We start from the raw sequence: 17,810 nt of genomic DNA, 5'->3' as shown, positions 1-17,810 counted from the left end.
AAAAAGATCGTTACTCTCACTACATTATGGGTTTTTGTGTACGATTTTATTTCACAAAGTATTCAAATTCTTAATGAAAATCACTGCTACTTAACTGTGGCATACCACAAGACTGTTGGCGGTAAGAACAAGACCATTTCTAACAAGATCTATGAGGTAAGCTGGAACGAATAGTTTTAGTTGAATAATTAATTTAGAGCATTAAATCGATACGATTTGATGCTCTTTTTAATGCTTTAATTAGCTTTAGAGAATATAATAGCAGTGTAGAGATTTGAAAAGGATGATTATGATGAAGAAAAATAAGATTGCATTAATTTCTGCAGCTGCATTAATGACAGTTGCACCCTTGGCTGTTTTGACTAATACAACTAATGAAGTACAAGCTGCTACGACTAAAGCAGTTATGCATACTGCTTTAGCTTACGACAAGGATGGTAACAGCACAGGTGTAAAATACAATGCCTATCAATATGTCACTGTTGAAAGCAACCCTGTAAAAATTGACGGCTCGCTTTACTATAAAGTAAGCGGCAAGGATCAATACATAAAGGCTACCAACATTGATGGTGTAACACGTAAGATTACTCATAATACTTACATTTATCGTACCTCAACTGGCAGAACATCTTACAATAACCGTTGGAAATTGTATAAGGGTGAAACTATCACGACTTATGGTGGTTCATACAAATTTAAGAACGGAAAGCATTACTTTAGAATAGGTGGACCTAATAAACAGTACATTAAGTCTTATAATTTAGGTCCTGTAATTAGTGTTAATACAAATAACAACACTAGTTCTTCTTCGTCTCAAACAACTAAATCAGAAGAAACGACTGTTACTGTAACTGATAAACGTGCTGCTCTTTTTGTTGAAGTACCTGATAAAGATGCAGTTCAGCCTTCAGGAAAATACGCAAAACAAGGTGATAAGTTTACAGTGGATCGTTTAGAGCAAGGGACACGTGCTGATACTGGTAGAGATGGTGACGATGACAACGAATTAGCAATCTATCATATTAAGGGAACTGATTATTGGATTTATAATTTCAATGTTAAAGCTGCTAAAGATATTCCAGTTCAAAATTATTATCATACTAAAAAATCACTAATTCAATTTATTAAGCCAACTGATATCTATGATGCTAACGGAAACAAGATTGACTTCAAGGGCGATCAAGTTAGAAAACAAGGTGGAAGATACAAGGTAAATAAGTTGCTTTACATCTGGGTACCAAGTGAAAATAAGGCAGAACTGTTTTATCACTTAGTTGGTAAATCTGTCTATAGTAATCAAGGTGAAGTCCAATTTGCTGATGGTTATGTAAAAGCAAGCGATGTGCGTTTTGATCCAAACAGTACTTCGTTAACCCCTTCAAACACAGCAGCAGAAGCTGAGGCAGCTGCAAAAAAGAAGTAATATTCGTTAGCTCCAAAATTCTACAGAATTAACTCAATATTAGAAGATGGCTAAACCATCTTCTTTTTTCTTGCAGAAAAATAATGATTAGGCGACAATTAAATTCACGGAAGAAAAAAGAGGGGGCGAAAAATTGAATAAACTTGTACAAATCACGCTTAAGGCTGATCAAGAAAAATATAACTTAGATGGGGATTCAAGTATTACGGTAGTTGATGCAAATTCTTACTATATTGGCCGCATTATCACGCAACATCATGGCTGGATTACCTTTGAATCAATCGATCAAGGCGGTAATTTAGGTGGAATCGTCTTTATTAAAGAAGATCAAGTAGCTAAGATTGAAGACGATACGCCTAATCTACGCTATTATATGATTACCCAAGTTAAGGATTCATTTAACCTAGAGCAATTAAATAAGACAGTGTTAGCCTGGGATTTTACTAATCTGCATGATTTACTGATTAACGTAGCTGACGCGCAACCTTTTACAACTTTTGAGGTGAATACAGGTGCTACTTACACTGGCTTAATTACTCAACTTGATCAGCAAGAGGTGCGTATTTTAGAACGCAATGAATTAACTTTAGAGCATTATGCCACCGTTATACCACTTGACGATATTGTTTGTGTCGACACTAATGCCATTGATAATCGCTTATTTACCCAATATTTGCGGCAATCACAGAAGCAAGAATTCACTAACGACTTGGATCTGGTTGAAATTTATTTTGATTATACCTTTGATGATCAATATGGTAGTTTTGCTATTGGTAAAGTACTCAAGTATGACGATGATAATCTGGTATTCGAGAGCATCAATGAGTTAGGGCAGGTTGAATCAATTGCAGTGATTGCTAGGAGCCATATAACGCATATTACTGAAGATTCCGAGCGCTTGCTCTTCTTTAATTTTTTAGTTCAATGGCAAAAAAATAATGGCAGTTTTGATCCGGACAGGCTGGAGCGTTCAGTTAAATTACGGGATGAAATTCAGTCACCGGCAGAAATTATTGATAATTGGCCCGAAGATCAAATAGTGAAAATTAGTGATTCAATTTATCATTATCCTGATCGGTTAGGCTTAATTGAAGATCGCTCTGATAGTGGCTTCGACCTAAAAATTGTAACTGAATATGGTTTAGGAGATACTAGCGATCATGATTATAGTGATTTAATTAGTGTTGATCTGGCTGGTTCAGAAATGATTAAGATGCAACAATTTATTGATAATGAGGGTTAAAATTATTGTCATTTGAATTGAAATTTTAATATAATTGAGAAAACGAAAGGAAGATGTTTTATGGGATTAACTTTTGACAACCCTAATAACTTACAGAAGATGCTTGATCGCTTTGCGACTGTACCAGATCCAAAGAAGACGCCTAAGCATAAGGATCCAGAAGAATTATTAAATAAGGATTCTAAGGACAAGAAGAAAAAAGATAAGAAATAAGAAAAGACAGATTGCATCATATGTAATCTGTCTTTTTGTGTAGAATATTGATTATTTTATTTTTTCATAAATTGGGGTGAGGTCTCCGGTGCCCAGATGAGGCAAACGATAAAGGCAAAGAGTAAAACAATCGCACAAACTAGCATTGCCAGGCTAGCACCACCCACATTAGTTAAGACGGGCAATAAGAAAGTCCCTGCGGCAGCCCCGATTCGGCTGATTGTAATACAAGTACCTACACCAGTTGCTCGTACCTTCAGATCAAATAATTCAGTCGGATAAGGATAATCTAGGATCAAACCAGCTGATAAAATAATCGCAAATAACGTAAAAATACCTAATTTAAGTATTGAATTTAAGTTAGGTACTATTGCTAAAATGCCGATTAGCAGACCTGAGATTAGAAAATTACTGATAAGATAGAAGCGGCGGCTAACCTTGTTAAAGATCCAGGTACCGATTAGCACACCAATGAACATCCCACCATTGTAGATAATTCCTGAGATATTTCCACTAGTGATATTCATGCTTTGTAATAAAATTGGCAAGAAGATACTAATACCGAAAAATGAGAAGGCTTGGCAGGCATAGAAAACCCCACCTACTAGAGTACGTCGCAGATATTGCTTGGAAAATAAAATTGCCCAGGAAATATTTCTAGGCGTTTTCTTTTTATTCCGCTTCATAAAGCGGGCAGGTAATCTCCATTTGCGTCCCATGTGCTTACGAATGACCTTGTTGGCCGTCTTAATCTTACCCTTACTTGCTAGCCAGCCTGGTGAAGCAGGGAGTGGGAAAAGACTTCTGAAGATAGCAGTTACTAGTGCAGGTACTGCACTTGTTGCTAAGATTATTTGCCAAGTATAACTATCAAATCCAGTGATAAAACTACCAGCTAGGTAAGACAAAATAAAACCAATAGTCCAGTAGATTAATAAATGACTCTGGCGCTTGCTGTCTTCACCCTTAGGTAGCCATTCGGTTAACAAGGCATTCCCTACAGTATAGTCAACAGCAATCATTAAACCAATTCCAATACGGAGGATAAAGGTTAAGCTAAAATTAGCGGTTATTAGATGTAATAAAGAAAAAGCAGCTAATATATACATATTCCACATTAAGAGTTTACGGCGACCGATTTTATCAGAAAGTCGACCGACCAAAAGACTACCAGCAAGGCCAATTAAAGCACCAGCCCCAATTAATCCAGTCCAGAAGTCACTAATGTTGATATATTTAGCTGCATTAGAAAGAGCGGTACCACTAATTCCCAGGGAATAGCCACAGGCGATTTGACCTAAGATAACGGCCATCATCACTCTTAAGTGAACTGACATTAGTGGTGCACGCTTGTAATTCTTTTTAGTTTTAATAAATTTTTCGCGTTTCTTTTCTTGGATAATTTTTTCGTTATTCTCCATAAGAGTAGGATCTAAGCCTACTTATAAAACATCTCCTTTTCTTAGATACTTTACATAATCTATATCTATGCTATCAAAAAATAAGAAAGGATGCAAAAAGCCATTCACAAGGAATGGCTTTTAACTTAAGCTTTTTCAATTTCACCAGCTGCGATTGGCAAGGTAGTATGGGCATCATAACTCATTACGCAACCACCTACAGTATCAGGTAATTCCAGATCTGCAGGTACACCATGAACGTAAACTACACGCTTGTCTAGTTGTAGTTTATCGCTACCAAAGGCAGCTTTGAATTTCTTTTGTAGCTTTGTTAATGAGACATCAATCTCATATTCATAATGTCCATTACTGTCGGCAACAGGATAACCATCATGAGGAATATTCATGTTTTCTGGGGCATCATCAAGTGGCACCATTGTAGTTCCTGAGACCGGCTCAGTTTCTGGTAAATCAATAAAGCCATCATGGTTAACGTCTTGAGCTGCAGTTGGTACATGAGCTTTTTGACCATTCGGGAAGCCATGGAAATGTTCCCAGTGTTCAATATTTGCTGGAGTATCAAACATCTCAACGTGAATATGTAGTTGATCACCTTTTTCTTCAAAAGTGGCAGTACCGTGTGCCTTAGTACCAATTTTTTCAGCGTTTAAAGGCTCAATATGTGCGATGTATTTAGTCATGATTAATATTTCCTTTCTGCTTGAGTTGTTAAATACATTGTATTAAGATGCAGATAAAAATAAATTGACTTAGATCAAGAAATGAGGCTTTTATGCAACATTCACCCATGGCTTGTATTCGCAAAGCAGCCATATTTAAAAATTTGCCAAATGAAATGTTAGAAAAACTAGTACCAATTTCAACGCACCAAGAATATTTTCCAAAAGGCAGTATTATTCGACAACCAGGTGATGGTAAGAACGGAATGCTTTTTATGGATCAAGGCAGTGCCAAGATTTACAATCTCAACGAAGACGGTAAAGAGACCGTATTAGGTGTGCTGAATCAAGGCGATGCTAATGGACAGCAGAATCTTTTTCAAGAACATGCCCAGGAAAACTTTGTGCAGGCTTTACAAGATACTTATGTTTGTTCTATTGAGCGTCGTGATTTTCAAAAGTTATTGAAAAAGACGCCAGATTTAGCATTGAATTTGCTTAATAATTTTGGCGAGCAGCTGGTTACAATCGAAACTAACTCTATTCGGCGCAATTCAATGGATGCTCAGGAACGCTTAATGGCCTATTTGCAAGACTTAGCTCAAAAACAGGGGAGTAAAAATGTGGAATTAAAGTTAAAAAAGAAAGACTTAGCATCATATTTGGGTATTACTGCTGAAACTTTAAGTCGCAAATTGAAAAATTTACAAAAAGAAAACCGGATTAAAATATCCGGTCGGAGAATTATTTTACTTTGAAACTTGAGCTGTTTCACCAGCAATTTTTGTTTTATTCAATAAAAGTGAACTAGTTACAACAGAAACAGAAGAGAAGGCCATAGCTAAACCTGCAAGTTCAGGACTAAGCTGCAGACCAAAGGCCATGAATAAACCTGCTGCAATTGGAATACCAATAGTGTTGTAAATAAGAGCCCAGAAGAGGTTTAATTTGATTCTGTTGAAAGTCTTCTTAGAGATCTCAAGCGCTCTAACTACGCCCATTAAGTCATTTTGAACGAGAACAATGCCACCAGATTCAATAGCAATATCGGTACCTGATCCCATGGCGATGCCGACATCAGCTGTAGACAGTGCAGGTGCGTCGTTAATACCATCACCGACAAAGGCCACTTTATTGCCTTCATTTTGTAGTTTCTTGATCTCAGTAGCTTTTTCAGTTGGCAGAACGCCTGCTATAACTTGATCAATTCCGACTTCACGGCCAATAGCTTCGGCAACATTTTGGTTATCACCGGTAAGCATCACCGTCTTTAAACCACGCTTTTTAAGTTCCGCAATTGCTTGCTTAGAACTTGCTTTAGGTACATCTTGAATGGCAATTAAGCCAATGATGTCATTACCTAGGCCAACATAGACTACAGTTTTTGCTTCTTTTTGAAGTTGGAGAGCCTGATCTTTCATTTCCTGGGAAATAGAAATATCTTCTAATAAACGATCGCTACCAACAAAAGCTTCTTGATTGCCATAGTTTGCCTTAACTCCGCGGCCTTCAATAGCTGCAAAGTTTTTGACAGGCTTAATTGTAATATTGGCTTCTTGTGCTGTTTTAACTACGGCAGTTGCTAGTGGGTGCTCAGAATTTTCTTCCAAACTAGCTGCAATAGTTAAGACCTTGTTTTTATCACCTACAACATTAGTAACTTGTGGCTTGCCAACGGTAATCGTACCAGTCTTGTCAAATACAACGGTATCGATGTCGCTAACTTCTTCGAGGACTTCACCGTTCTTGATTAAAACGCCCATCTTGGCGCTACGTGCTGTACCGACCATTAAGGCAGTTGGAGTAGCTAAACCTAGCGCACAAGGACAAGCAATAACAACCACTGAGACGGCAAAGAGCATGGCGCTAACTAATGTTGCACCTAAGAAGACGTACCAGATAACGAAAGTCAGAATTGCAATGATTAAAACAACTGGGACAAAGATATTAGATATTTTATCAGTTAGGTTTTGAATCGGCGCATGGCTGGTTTGAGCTTTTTTAACTAAATCAACAATCTGCGAAAGCATCGTGTCACTACCGACCTTAGTTGCTTTGAAGGTAAAAGTCCCATTAGTATTGATGGTTGAGCCAACAACATCGTCGCCTTTTTTCTTAGTAACTGGCATACTTTCACCCGTAACCATTGATTCATCAAGAGTCGATGAACCGTCAACAATCACGCCATCTACAGGGACTTTTTCACCAGGCTTAACGCGAATGATGTCACCAACTTTAACTTGATCTAGTGGCAACTTAATGAATTTGCCATCACGTTCAACTTCAGCATCTTTAGCTTGCAGATCAATTAGTTTAGCTAAAGCATTCGAGGCATTATTGTGCATCTTTTCTTCCATTGCATCCCCGAGCAAAACGAAGACGGTGACGAAAGCAGCACTTTCAAAGTAGACTTCACGTCCAGTAAACATAGCAAAGATACTGTAAAAGTAAGCTACAGAAGTACCGACGGCTACTAATGTGTTCATATTAGCGTTATGGTGTTTAAAAGCGGCCCAAGCACTGCTCCAGTAAGGGGCAGCGGAAATCGCCATAATGATTGTAGTCGTGATAAAAGCGATCCAATTATAGCCTGGCATCATCCAGTGAAAGGGCATGGCGAACATCTGGATTAGCATTGGAATAGCTAGAATAAATGAGATCCAGAAGCGCTTAATGTTTGAAAGTTTCATTATTTAACAACAACCTTTCCGCGGAACATATCCATTCCACAAGCGTAGGTGTAAGTACCTGGCTTGTCAGTTGGAATGTCAATCGTAACTTCTTTTTTACCATCTAATTTTTGGTCAAAATTTAAATCTTTAGAGACTACTTCATTCATGCAGCCCATATTATCTGATGGAATAAACTTTAATTGAGCTGGTTTACCTTGCTTGAAAGTAACTGTGTTTGGTTTATAACCATGATTTTCTGCATTAACAACAACTTTTTTAGTTTGATTCTTTGAAAAAATACTCATTTTGTAAACTCCTTATTTAACAATGACTTTACCGTGGAACATATCCATCCCGCAGGCAAAATTATATGTACCTTTCTTATCAGTCGGAATATCAACTGTAGTAACTTTTTGCTTAGTTAAATCTTTGTCAACGCCAAGTTGTTCAAAGACGACATGAGATAAACAGGCAGTTGAGTCCTGCATGTCGAAGTTCACTTTGGCGGGAACGCCTTGCTTTAAGACAATCGTTGAAGGGGAGTAACCGCCTTTAACAACGATATCTGCTTCTTGTGATCCTTGGCCTACATTAGCGGTCCCGACAGTTTCTGTATGTTTACCAAAGAACCACCAGAGGATAAAGCCAATTAGCACAGATGCTCTTTTCCTGGTAAACAGTTGCATGGCACTGTTTCAGGGGCAGTCTTTTCTTTTTGATCAATGATCTGCTTCATTTTAGCTAAGTCATTTTTAGAAATAGGAGAATCTGCTAGGAGTTGCAAGATTACCTCTCCTTTATGCATATTGCACATCCGATCTAACAATTCTTGTGCTGCTTCAGTCATTACTTGCGCCTGATTAACTTTAGCCGAGTAAACGAAATGACGACCTTCCTTAGTAGTATTCAATAAGTTTTTATTAACTAAACGGCGTAGTAGGGTTTTGATCGTTGATTCAGACCAATCTTTCTTAGCTTGAAGTTCTTGAATTATTTTAGTAGAGCTCACGGGTTCTATCGTCCAGATAATTCGCATGATTTCCCACTCACTGTCAGAAATTGTGCTCTCTTTTTCTTGCAGTTTAACCATTTTTTCCTCCTATCGTTTACATATGTAACTATACTACTTAAATTTACGTTTGTAAACACTAAAGCAATAAATTATGTATAAGTTTGCAAGTTTTTGTGAAATCAGTAAATAAACAAGCTAATTATCAATAACACAATTAAAATCCAAACTGCATCAATAAGATAAACTAAGATCTTAATCCAGATCTTTTTATACAATTGACCAGTCTGAAATAGAAAATATAAAGTTATTCCCGCTAAGATAACCCCGATAGTGGTGGTAGACGTACTGTGTCCATTGACATAGAAAAATATACCAGTAATGGCAGATAATATTAAAGTTCCGATGATCCAAAGTGCTTTTTTGTTTAACTTCATGATTATACCTCTCGTATGTGTGTTTCATGTGAAACTACCTATATTTTATTATAAAGAAAAAACTCATTCTTAATTAAAAGAATGAGTCGTAATAGCATGTTATAAATTCGTCACCAAGAAGAAGATGACAAACACCACAAACAAGATATACATCATTGGACTAACTTCCTTATAACGCTTAGAAGCAATCATGGTAATTGGGTAGGCAATCAAGCCTAATGCCAAACCATCTGAAATTGAGTAAGTCAGTGGCATCCCTACAACGGTAAGAAAAGCAGGAAAGGCAATTTCGAACCTTTCCCAATCGATTTTCTTTAAGTTGCTGGCCATCAGTACACCAACGATAATTAAAGCAGGAGCCGTTACAGTAGTTGGAATTACTTGTAACAATGGGCTGAAAATCATACTGATAATGAAGAAAATACCAACAAAGATAGCAGTCAAACCAGTACGACCACCCATGGCAATTCCGGCACTTGATTCGACAGAAGTACCAAGTGGGGCAGTACCAAAGACTGCACCTTCAACCATGGCAGTAGAGTCAGCTAAAAAGGCACGACCGATCCGTGGAATCTTACCGTTTTTATCAACCATGCCAGCTTGTTCAGTCATGCCAATCAAAGTACCAGCAGTATCAAAGAAAGTAACCAGCAGGAAAGTTAGTACAACCATCCAAAGTTGAGCGGTATTAATGTCTTTAATATGGAAGACAGCTTGGCCGAAGGTTGGTGCAATACTTGGGGCACCAGAAACGATGTTATGTGGTAATGGAATTTGACCAATGATCATACCGAAGATGGCAGTAACAATCATTCCAATAAAGATAGAACCAGGCACGTTTAATGCCATTAATACAACAGTCAAAATTAAGCCAAATAATGTGATCCAAACTGCTGGGGTGCTAAATTTTCCTAAAGTAACTAAGGTTGAGTCACTGTTAACAATTAATTGACCATTTTTTAAACCGATAAAAGCGATGAATAACCCAATTCCTGCTGAAATAGCATACTTCATATCTTGTGGAATGGCATTAACCACTAATTCGCGTAATTTAAAGACAGTAATTAAAATGAATAAAACTGAAGCAACAAGGACTGCAGCCAAAGCTGTTTCCCAAGAAATATGCATCCCAACACATACGTTATAAGCGAAAAAGGCACCGCTACCTAAGGTTGGAGCTAAGGCAATCGGATAATTAGCAATAAAACCCATTAAAAAACACCCAACTGCTGTGGCAAGAGCTGTTACAGTAAAAGCGGCACCTTTAGGGATACCAGCTGCGTGCAAAATGTTTGGGTTAACGAATAAGATGTAGGAGAGACTGACAAAAGTGGTTAAAGCAGCGATTAACTCACGTTTAACAGTGGTATGAGCATCTTGTAAATGAAAGACTTTTTCCAATGTCTGCATTTAAAAATTCCTCCGTAACTATTAACTTTTAAAGAAACTAATTGTATCTAGTTTAGCACAGATGTTGAGGAAGAGAGCTCAATTTTAATATTTCCTGGGAAATATCGGTTAAAGTATAATAATTAGTAGAAAATTCTTTAGAAGGTAAAAATAATGAGCAAACCTAAGATAATATTTTTTGATATAGATGGTACTTTAATTGAAAAGAAAAAATCAATTACACCTAAAATGCTAGAGACACTGCATGCTTTACAAGACAACGGCATTATGATTTGTATTGCATCAGGCAGACCACCAGTGCAACTGCCTAAGTTGGGTGTAGATTTTGATGCATATTTAACTTTTAATGGTTCTTACTGCTATAACGATCAAGACATTGTTTTTGATAATCCGTTAAGGCAAGGAGATGTCTTGCAGATGATTCAAAATGCTCAGAAAATAAATCGGCCGTTAGCTGTAGCTACCAAAACACGGATTGCAGCTAATGGTGTTGATGAGGATTTAAAGGAATACTTTGCTATTGGTGGAACGGATTTGAAAGTGGCGCCAGATTTTGATGTGGTTGTCGATCAGGATACGGTTTATCAAATAATGGTAGGCTGTCGTGAAAAAGATTATGACAGACTTGTAGCTAATACGCAAAATGCTAAGGTAACAGCTTGGTGGGATAGAGCAGCAGATATTATTCCAGCTACTGGTAGTAAGGGTGTAGCAATTGAAAAAGTGTTAGATTATTATCAAATCCCTGTGAGCGAAGCAATAGCCTTTGGTGATGGCGGCAACGATATTGAAATGTTAAAGACTGTTGGTCACGGCGTTGCAATGGGGAACGCAACAGACGATGTGAAGGAAATTGCTGATGACATCTGTGGCAGCGTGCAAGATGACGGAATTTTTACTTATTGTAAAAAACATAATTTAATTTAAAAATAGGATCGACATGAGTTAGTCGATCCTATTTTGATCAGTTTTTAGAGCTTAATAACCAATCTTTAATATTGATTATTGGAATACCGGAAATCATTTCTTCATTTTCATATCGGCCAGTGATGACTATTTTTTTGTAGTTATTTGGAATTTGAAGTAAATTATCAGTTTCTCTAGTAGAATTTTCTGGAAGCTGGTAGGTTACTTGAATATATTGTTTATCATTTACCTTGGAAACGATGAAATCAATTTCTTTATTATCTAATTTACCAATTTGAACTGTGTAGCCCCGGCGAAGTAATTCGACATAAACTATATTTTCTAAAACACTACCGCGGTCATTATTTCTTTCTCCTAAAGCTTGGGTACGCAAACCAGTATCTACAATGTAATACTTACCTTGAGTAGAAAGAATCTTTCTCCCTCTAATATCATAACGACTAGATTTATAAAAAAGATATGCTTCTTCAAAATATTTAAGGTAACGCTGCACAGCGTTATAAGAGATATCAAAATTTGCTGATTTTAGTGTATTTACAATCTTGTTCGGATTAATTAATTGACCAATCGAATCTGCTAGATATTTAGCTACTAATGCAACTAATTCTGGTTCTCTTAATCCATTTTTGTAGCCGATATCATTGACAATAATGGTATTGTAAATTCCAGAAAGAATAGTTTGTTTTAATTCTTCTTTTGCTAACACTACCGCGGGGAAACCACCATATTTAATGTATTCATCATATAAGTTATCAATCTGACGCTCTGATGGTTCAGAAATATGTTTAAAATCTAGCATTTCTTTAAAAGAAAGAGGATAAACATGTATTTCTACATATCTTCCTGATAGTAAGGTTGCTAATTCTCCACTTAATAGATTGGAATTACTGCCAGTAATTGTGATATCAAGTAGAGGATTAAGTCGAAGGCTATTTACTACTTTTTGCCAATCTGATACATATTGGATTTCATCAAGTAGAATGTACATTCTTTGGTCACTAATAATTCGTTCTTTTAAGTATGAATAAAGCTTTTTAGGTTCATAAAGATCTATATTATCAAAGTCTTCAAAAGAAATATAAATGATTTGATGTTCATTTATGTTGTGTTTGAGTAAATATTCACGATAAAGCATTAAAATATAAGATTTGCCTGATCTTCGTACTCCCGTCAGTACTTTGATGAATTCTGTATTTTGAAATTGAAGTAATTGATTTAAATACTGTGGGCGGTTAATTAAATTTAACTGCATATTATTTCCTTCATAAAGTAAATCTTTAGCAATTTTTATATTATTTCCTTTATAAAGTAAATTATAGCAAAAATTTTATATTATTTCCTTTATAAAGTAAATTATAGCAAAAATTTTATATTATTTCCTTTATAAAGTAAAAAAACAGAAAGTATATCTGCTTTTTATTATTTATTCATTTTTTCACGATATTCGCTAATGCTCATGCCTTTCCAGATGCTGAAGGCACGTAAGAACGAATTAAATTCCTGATAGCCTAGAAGGTAAGCAATATCGCTAGTTGTCATATCGGTGTTTTGTAAATAATTTAGCGCTAAAACTTCTCGGGTGGAGTTCAGTTGTTTTTGAAAAGTAGTGTTTTCGCTACTCAACTTTCTCTGTAAAGTCTGTTTAGAATAACCTAACTTTTTAGCTACATCGTCAATTGTAAATTTACCACTAGGGAGTAATTCGGTCAATATGCTACGTACTCTAGCACTAGTTGAATCATCAACGGATAATTCAGATAAGCGTTTAGTTAATTCAGGCTTGAAATAATCCCACATTGCTTAGTTATAACTAATAAAATTGACCTGCAAGTCTTTTTTGGCAAAAGTGATGGTGTTGCTTTTACCCGATTCGATTTTGCAGCCAAAGAAGTTAATGACCTGCTCATCATTGACGGGGGATGTCATTGTGATCTTCAGCGGGGAAATAGCTTCTTTGGTCGTCTTGCGCAAAAGTCCCACTAAAAATGCAAATTCTGATAAAACTAGAAAAGAGGGTAGGGAATATTGCTGATTACTTGGAGTTAGGGTAATAGAGAGCTGCTTGCTATCCTCATCAATTTTAAAAGATAATGGGCCAATCAGCTTTTTATATTTGGCTAGACGCTTGATAAAAATATCTCCGTTACGGCTACTATATGCCGCAAAAATTGGTGGGGAGAAAGATTCAATTGGATTTGTAGTTGCAATTTCAATTGGAGTGAATGGATCACTAATCTGATCACCAATAGCCGCCATAAAATTGTAGTATTGTTGTTCACTCATTGAAGGATGGAGTTTTTTGAAACAATCTTCAGGAATATTGGCTTTTTTAAGTGCTTCTTCAACGTTAAATTTATAATGAGAGAGTAGGTCTTCATAGCGACCATCTAAAATAAAGTGATTCATTCAAATACCATCCTTTTGATCCATATTATAAGATAAGTTGATTACTTTCTACTACCTTGTTCTTGCATCTTATAAACATTGTTCATGAGCATCTTCTTAGGTAACATTGGTGCTAATTTCATGAATGGTTTTTGGGCTGCAGTTAAACCAGCGGTAATGTTAAGCTTGCCTTCAATCATTCCTTCATACCCAGCTTTTGCAACACCTTCTGGACTAACCGCATGGGCGAATAATTGAGTTGAACTCAAATCACCACGATTGATAAAACCGGTTTGCATAGCGCCAGGCATTAAGCAGCTTACCGTAACGCCTGTGCCTTGTACTTCACGCCATAACGCATTTGACCAGCTTGTAACGTATGCTTTAGTAGCGTAGTAAACGGCTTGAAGTGGGCCAGGCATAACGGCCGCGTTTTACGAAGTCAGGTAAAAATAATTTAGTTAAACGAGTAGGCGTTTCAATGTTAACGGCGATCATGGACATGTCTTGTTCCATACTTCTTTTAATGAATTCGCCTTGACCACCAAAGCCAGCATTGTTGATTAAGTAGTCAATAGTCCAACCGTTCTTTTTGCAAGTATCATAGATCTTTTGCGCAGCATCTGGTTGTGAGAGATCAACATCGATAATATGTGCCGTTACGTTGTACTTTCTACGGGCTTCTTTTTGTTGATCGGCTAATTTCTTAGCATTGCGACCAACTAGGATTAGGTCACCCCCGTGTGAAGCATGAATGTTAACGAATTGGGTACCAAGCCCACCGTATGAACCAGTAATTAAAGCAGTTTTTCCTTCTTGAGTTGTCATAATGAATTCCTCCTAAATAAATCTTTCATAACTCGATTTGTTGAAAATAGTATAGCGGCAATTTAGAAGAATCCGAACATCATAAGGCGTCAAATGATTATCAAAAGATGCCATTTGGATAAATAAAAACACAATCTCATATTTGAGATTGTGTTTAGGAACTAAAACATATAGCTTAATTCTTAGTTTGAATTTTCGTCAATAAAATCTTTTAATTTGCGTAAATCTGCTATTGAGAAATGGCCTCGGTATTTTTCGATATTTAAATCACTAATATTAACTATTAAATAATTTTTAGTATCAATGTATGATGGTTTATCTAAATTATATTTTTTCCAGTCAAAAATGGGAAAGTAATGCTTTCGGATATTTTCACTTTTTTCTTTATATTTTGAAGTGATTTTTAGCAGCCAAGCTTTACTGTTTAGTAATTTAATTATTAATACAGGCCTATTTTTTCCTCCAGGCTTATCAATGTAAGCAACATAAATATCTACAATATCATTAGTCCTCATCTAGCCAATCCTCAATTTCTTTTTTGGTTTTAGCTTCTTTGTGGGGGATTTTTGAGATGCTTTGAATTAATTCTCTTGAGGCTTTTTGTTCAGGAGTTTCTTTTAATTCAAATGGGATACCACCAGTTGCCACAACTTTCTTTAAGAACACATTTATTGCGGTAGTGGTATTGAGCCCTATATCTTGAAAAATTCCTTCTGCTTGAAGTGCTAGTGAGGAGTCAACATTAGCTTGAATTTTTTTATATGATTTCATTTTAGTCACAGCCTTTCTTTGATTATTATATCATCTAATAGAATCTGCTGTCATCATCCATACTATTAACAGACATCTTTTTAGAATAAAAACCAAGTAGACATGCTACTTGGTTAGATGGGGGTATCTATTAATGTAAAAGTAAGATAGGGTTTATAAGATAGAATTATTTTACATTCAGCACAACGAAGTAGATTACGAAAACAATAAACAAAATCCACATCATTGGCGTGATTTCTTTGAAACGCTTGGCTGCGATCATTGATACAGGGTAGACAATCAAACCCCAGCCAAGTCCGTCTGAAATAGAGTATGTAAGAGGCATTCCCAATGCGATTAAGAAACATGGGATGGCAATTTCAAGATTAGTCCAGTGAACGTGTGCCAAGTTTTCGGCCATTAATACCCCAACAATAATTAAAGCGGGTGCTGTAACTTGGGTAGTGAAAACACTCAAAATTGGACTGAAGATAGTTGAAATAAGGAAGAAAATACCAACCCAAACGGCAGTTAAACCGGTACGACCACCAACAGCGATACCAGAACTTGATTCAACGAAGGCACCGACAGGTGAGGTACCAAGAACAGAACCGACCAACATACCACTGGAATCAGCTGCTAGAGCTTCACCAGCACGTGGCATCTTGTTGTCCTTCATCAGACCTGCTTGTTGAACCAAACCAATTAAGGTACCAGTGGTATCAAAGAAAGTAACAAGTAAGAATGTAAAGACAACGATCCACATTTGAACGGTATTAATATCGCCAATATGGAAGACTGCTTGACCAAAAGTTGGAGCAATGCTTGGAACTGAAGAGATAACGCCTTTAGGCATGGGAATTTGACCAGTCACTATGCCAAAAACAGCAGCGGCGATCATTCCGATGAAGATGGCACCTGGAACTCTGGCAATCATTAAGAAAATAGTAATGATTAAACCAAAGATAGTGATCCAAACAGTAGGGTTGTTGAGACTACCAATAGTAACTAAGGTAGAATCACTGTTTTGAATCAACTTACCACCTTGCAAACCGATAAAGGCGATGAATAAGCCGATACCTGCGGAAATAGCATATTTAATATCGGCAGGGATGGCATCAATGATCATTTCACGTACCTTAAAGACAGTTAACAAAATGAACAGAATTGATGCAACGAAAACAGCTGCTAAAGCAGTTTGCCACTTAACCTTCATGCCTAAACAAACAGTATAGGTAAAGAAGGCGTTTAAGCCCAAAGTTGGTGCGGAAGCAATTGGGTAGTTAGCGATAAGCCCCATTACGATACAGGTAAAGGCAGCCGACAATGCAGTAACGGTGAATAGAGCACCTTTATCCATACCGCTGGCACCTAGGACGTTTGGGTTAACGAACAGAATGTATGACATACTTACAAAAGTAGTAAGACCAGCCAATAATTCTGTTTTAAAAGAGGTATTGTTCTCTTTTAGATGAAAAAACTTGCTGATAGAATTCATTTATTCCTCCATAGTCTGTATAATATGAACATTCAATTAGAATTATACTTAAATAGTTAATAATTTCAATAGAATAAAACGACTTTATTCGATTTTGATAATGAATACGCTTTATTTTGAAAAACTCTTGACCTTTACCTTGCGTAAAACCGTATATTTGAATTAGAAAGCAGGTGAAAAGTAATGTCAGAAAGACATGGAATTGGTGAAGTTGCTAAAAAATTGCAAGTAAGTACGCGTACATTACGTTTTTATGATCAAAAAGGGCTACTTAAACCAACTAAGGCAGAAAATGGCTATCGCTTTTATAACGAGGATCAAGTGCAGCAATTACAGGTGATTATTTATTTAAAAGAATTAGGCTTTTCTCTAGCTAAGATAAAAACATTATTGCAGGCTGACCATGCGCAAGAATCGTTGGCTTTATTGGTGAATGCGCAATTGCAGAGTAATAATGAAGAAATAGAAAAGTTTCAGACACAACAGAAGCAACTTCATGATTTGCAAAAAATACTAACCAAACAAAGTAATTTAGAATTAACTGACCTTACGAAGATGATGACTAATGAGACTATTTTAAAGAAGTTCAGAAGAAGAATGTTGGTTTATGGTTTATTGTTAGATGCAATTGAGATTATAGGGATTATTTTAGCTTTCTATTTTGGCAAGCGGGGAAATGATATTGGTGTAATTGCTTCAGTTGGAATAATGTTACTCGTTGTTGTATTTGGTGCATTTAAGCTAAGTCTAAACTATTACAAGGCAGTAGCGTATGTGTGTCCGCATTGTGGTCATACTTTTGTTCCATCGTTTAGAACGTTCATATTTGCTGCACATACGCCCAAGATGAGAAGACTGCGCTGCCCCGATTGTCATGAAAAGTCCTATTGTTTGGAAGTAGGGCGGTAATATTTCCTGGGGAATGAAAAAAAGAT

Annotated in this window: 21 protein-coding genes and 1 pseudogene; 7 read left to right on the top strand and 15 right to left on the bottom strand. The window is 36.5% G+C overall.

Annotation, left to right across the window (positions count from 1 at the left end; genetic code table 11):
- Positions 1-36: 36 nt before the first annotated feature.
- From J6L97_RS10925 to J6L97_RS10910, 4 genes are all read left to right on the top strand, one after another.
- A complete protein-coding gene (locus J6L97_RS10925; RefSeq protein ID WP_041811115.1) occupies positions 37-174 on the top strand; it encodes a helveticin J family class III bacteriocin in 138 nt (45 codons plus the stop codon).
- A gap of 109 nt (positions 175-283) precedes the next feature.
- A complete protein-coding gene (locus J6L97_RS10920; protein ID WP_081036400.1) occupies positions 284-1,423 on the top strand; it encodes an SLAP domain-containing protein in 1,140 nt (379 codons plus the stop codon).
- Positions 1,424-1,556: 133 nt separating this feature from the next.
- Positions 1,557-2,666 carry a hypothetical protein gene (locus J6L97_RS10915; RefSeq protein ID WP_057726298.1) on the top strand — a complete coding sequence of 370 codons (1,110 nt, stop codon included), beginning with the start codon at positions 1,557-1,559 and terminating at the stop codon, positions 2,664-2,666.
- Positions 2,667-2,726: 60 nt separating this feature from the next.
- The gene (locus J6L97_RS10910) at positions 2,727-2,879 is read left to right on the top strand and encodes an SPJ_0845 family protein (protein ID WP_003624933.1); all 153 of its coding nucleotides are present in this window, start codon (positions 2,727-2,729) and stop codon (positions 2,877-2,879) included.
- Between the two features lie 56 nt (positions 2,880-2,935).
- On the opposite strand, the gene J6L97_RS10905 is transcribed toward J6L97_RS10910, so the two are convergent.
- The gene (locus J6L97_RS10905; RefSeq protein WP_057726300.1) at positions 2,936-4,300 is read right to left on the bottom strand and encodes an MFS transporter; all 1,365 of its coding nucleotides are present in this window, start codon (positions 4,298-4,300) and stop codon (positions 2,936-2,938) included.
- 125 nt (positions 4,301-4,425) lie between these two features.
- Positions 4,426-4,980: a hypothetical protein gene (locus J6L97_RS10900; protein WP_005720746.1), complete on the bottom strand. Its 555-nt coding sequence runs from the start codon at positions 4,978-4,980 to the stop codon at positions 4,426-4,428.
- A 92-nt stretch (positions 4,981-5,072) separates the two neighbouring features.
- On the opposite strand from J6L97_RS10900, the gene J6L97_RS10895 reads away from it, so the two are divergent.
- A complete protein-coding gene (locus J6L97_RS10895; RefSeq protein WP_005720745.1) occupies positions 5,073-5,717 on the top strand; it encodes a Crp/Fnr family transcriptional regulator in 645 nt (214 codons plus the stop codon).
- On the opposite strand, the gene J6L97_RS10890 is transcribed toward J6L97_RS10895, so the two are convergent.
- The 6 genes from J6L97_RS10890 to J6L97_RS10870 form a co-directional block, all read right to left on the bottom strand.
- Positions 5,709-7,649, bottom strand: a complete 1,941-nt coding sequence (locus J6L97_RS10890) for a copper-translocating P-type ATPase (protein ID WP_057726303.1) — start codon at positions 7,647-7,649, stop codon at positions 5,709-5,711. The genes J6L97_RS10895 and J6L97_RS10890 overlap by 9 nt on opposite strands.
- A complete protein-coding gene (locus tag J6L97_RS10885) occupies positions 7,649-7,936 on the bottom strand; it encodes a cupredoxin domain-containing protein (RefSeq protein ID WP_005724722.1) in 288 nt (95 codons plus the stop codon). The genes J6L97_RS10890 and J6L97_RS10885 overlap by 1 nt, the downstream gene beginning before the upstream one ends.
- A gap of 12 nt (positions 7,937-7,948) precedes the next feature.
- A complete protein-coding gene (locus tag J6L97_RS10880; RefSeq protein WP_054832714.1) occupies positions 7,949-8,317 on the bottom strand; it encodes a cupredoxin domain-containing protein in 369 nt (122 codons plus the stop codon).
- The gene (locus J6L97_RS10875) at positions 8,281-8,721 is read right to left on the bottom strand and encodes a CopY/TcrY family copper transport repressor (RefSeq protein WP_054832713.1); all 441 of its coding nucleotides are present in this window, start codon (positions 8,719-8,721) and stop codon (positions 8,281-8,283) included. Before J6L97_RS10875 ends, J6L97_RS10880 begins: the two co-directional genes overlap by 37 nt.
- Before the next feature lie 101 nt (positions 8,722-8,822).
- Positions 8,823-9,077 carry a hypothetical protein gene (locus tag J6L97_RS11185; RefSeq protein ID WP_057726305.1) on the bottom strand — a complete coding sequence of 85 codons (255 nt, stop codon included), beginning with the start codon at positions 9,075-9,077 and terminating at the stop codon, positions 8,823-8,825.
- Positions 9,078-9,176: 99 nt separating this feature from the next.
- Positions 9,177-10,487, bottom strand: coding sequence for an NCS2 family permease (locus J6L97_RS10870; RefSeq protein WP_057726307.1), 1,311 nt, complete (start codon positions 10,485-10,487; stop codon positions 9,177-9,179).
- 153 nt (positions 10,488-10,640) lie between these two features.
- Between J6L97_RS10870 and J6L97_RS10865 the strand changes: the two genes are divergently transcribed.
- Complete coding sequence (locus J6L97_RS10865; RefSeq protein WP_013087085.1) at positions 10,641-11,414, top strand: Cof-type HAD-IIB family hydrolase; 774 nt, start codon at positions 10,641-10,643, stop codon at positions 11,412-11,414.
- 37 nt (positions 11,415-11,451) lie between these two features.
- On the opposite strand, the gene J6L97_RS10860 is transcribed toward J6L97_RS10865, so the two are convergent.
- The 7 genes and pseudogenes from J6L97_RS10860 to J6L97_RS10825 all read right to left on the bottom strand — a co-directional run bounded on the left by J6L97_RS10860 (position 11,452) and on the right by J6L97_RS10825 (position 16,875).
- Positions 11,452-12,666: an ATP-binding protein gene (locus J6L97_RS10860; protein ID WP_057726309.1), complete on the bottom strand. Its 1,215-nt coding sequence runs from the start codon at positions 12,664-12,666 to the stop codon at positions 11,452-11,454.
- A gap of 167 nt (positions 12,667-12,833) precedes the next feature.
- Positions 12,834-13,211 (bottom strand): helix-turn-helix domain-containing protein, encoded by a 378-nt coding sequence (locus J6L97_RS10855; RefSeq protein WP_057726312.1) that lies wholly within the window; start codon positions 13,209-13,211, stop codon positions 12,834-12,836.
- Between the two features lie 3 nt (positions 13,212-13,214).
- The gene (locus tag J6L97_RS10850) at positions 13,215-13,820 is read right to left on the bottom strand and encodes an AraC family transcriptional regulator ligand-binding domain-containing protein (protein WP_057726314.1); all 606 of its coding nucleotides are present in this window, start codon (positions 13,818-13,820) and stop codon (positions 13,215-13,217) included.
- Between the two features lie 41 nt (positions 13,821-13,861).
- Positions 13,862-14,627: pseudogene (locus J6L97_RS11180) on the bottom strand (SDR family NAD(P)-dependent oxidoreductase).
- A 182-nt stretch (positions 14,628-14,809) separates the two neighbouring features.
- Positions 14,810-15,142, bottom strand: coding sequence for a hypothetical protein (locus J6L97_RS10835; protein WP_013087080.1), 333 nt, complete (start codon positions 15,140-15,142; stop codon positions 14,810-14,812).
- Entirely contained in the window at positions 15,132-15,398 is a 267-nt protein-coding gene (locus tag J6L97_RS10830; RefSeq protein WP_005720719.1) for a type II toxin-antitoxin system RelB/DinJ family antitoxin, read from the bottom strand. The genes J6L97_RS10835 and J6L97_RS10830 overlap by 11 nt, the downstream gene beginning before the upstream one ends.
- A gap of 166 nt (positions 15,399-15,564) precedes the next feature.
- Positions 15,565-16,875, bottom strand: coding sequence for an NCS2 family permease (locus tag J6L97_RS10825; RefSeq protein WP_013087079.1), 1,311 nt, complete (start codon positions 16,873-16,875; stop codon positions 15,565-15,567).
- A 183-nt stretch (positions 16,876-17,058) separates the two neighbouring features.
- Between J6L97_RS10825 and J6L97_RS10820 the strand changes: the two genes are divergently transcribed.
- On the top strand, positions 17,059-17,784 hold the full coding sequence (locus tag J6L97_RS10820) for a MerR family transcriptional regulator (RefSeq protein WP_057726316.1): 726 nt from the start codon (positions 17,059-17,061) through the stop codon (positions 17,782-17,784).
- Positions 17,785-17,810: the final 26 nt, after the last annotated feature.

It is taken from the genome of Lactobacillus crispatus, from assembly GCF_018987235.1.
In the GTDB taxonomy this organism is placed as follows: Bacteria; Bacillota; Bacilli; order Lactobacillales; family Lactobacillaceae; genus Lactobacillus; species Lactobacillus crispatus.
The sequence above is the reverse complement of the archived record's forward strand: the minus strand, read 5'-3'. Positions and strand labels throughout refer to the sequence as shown.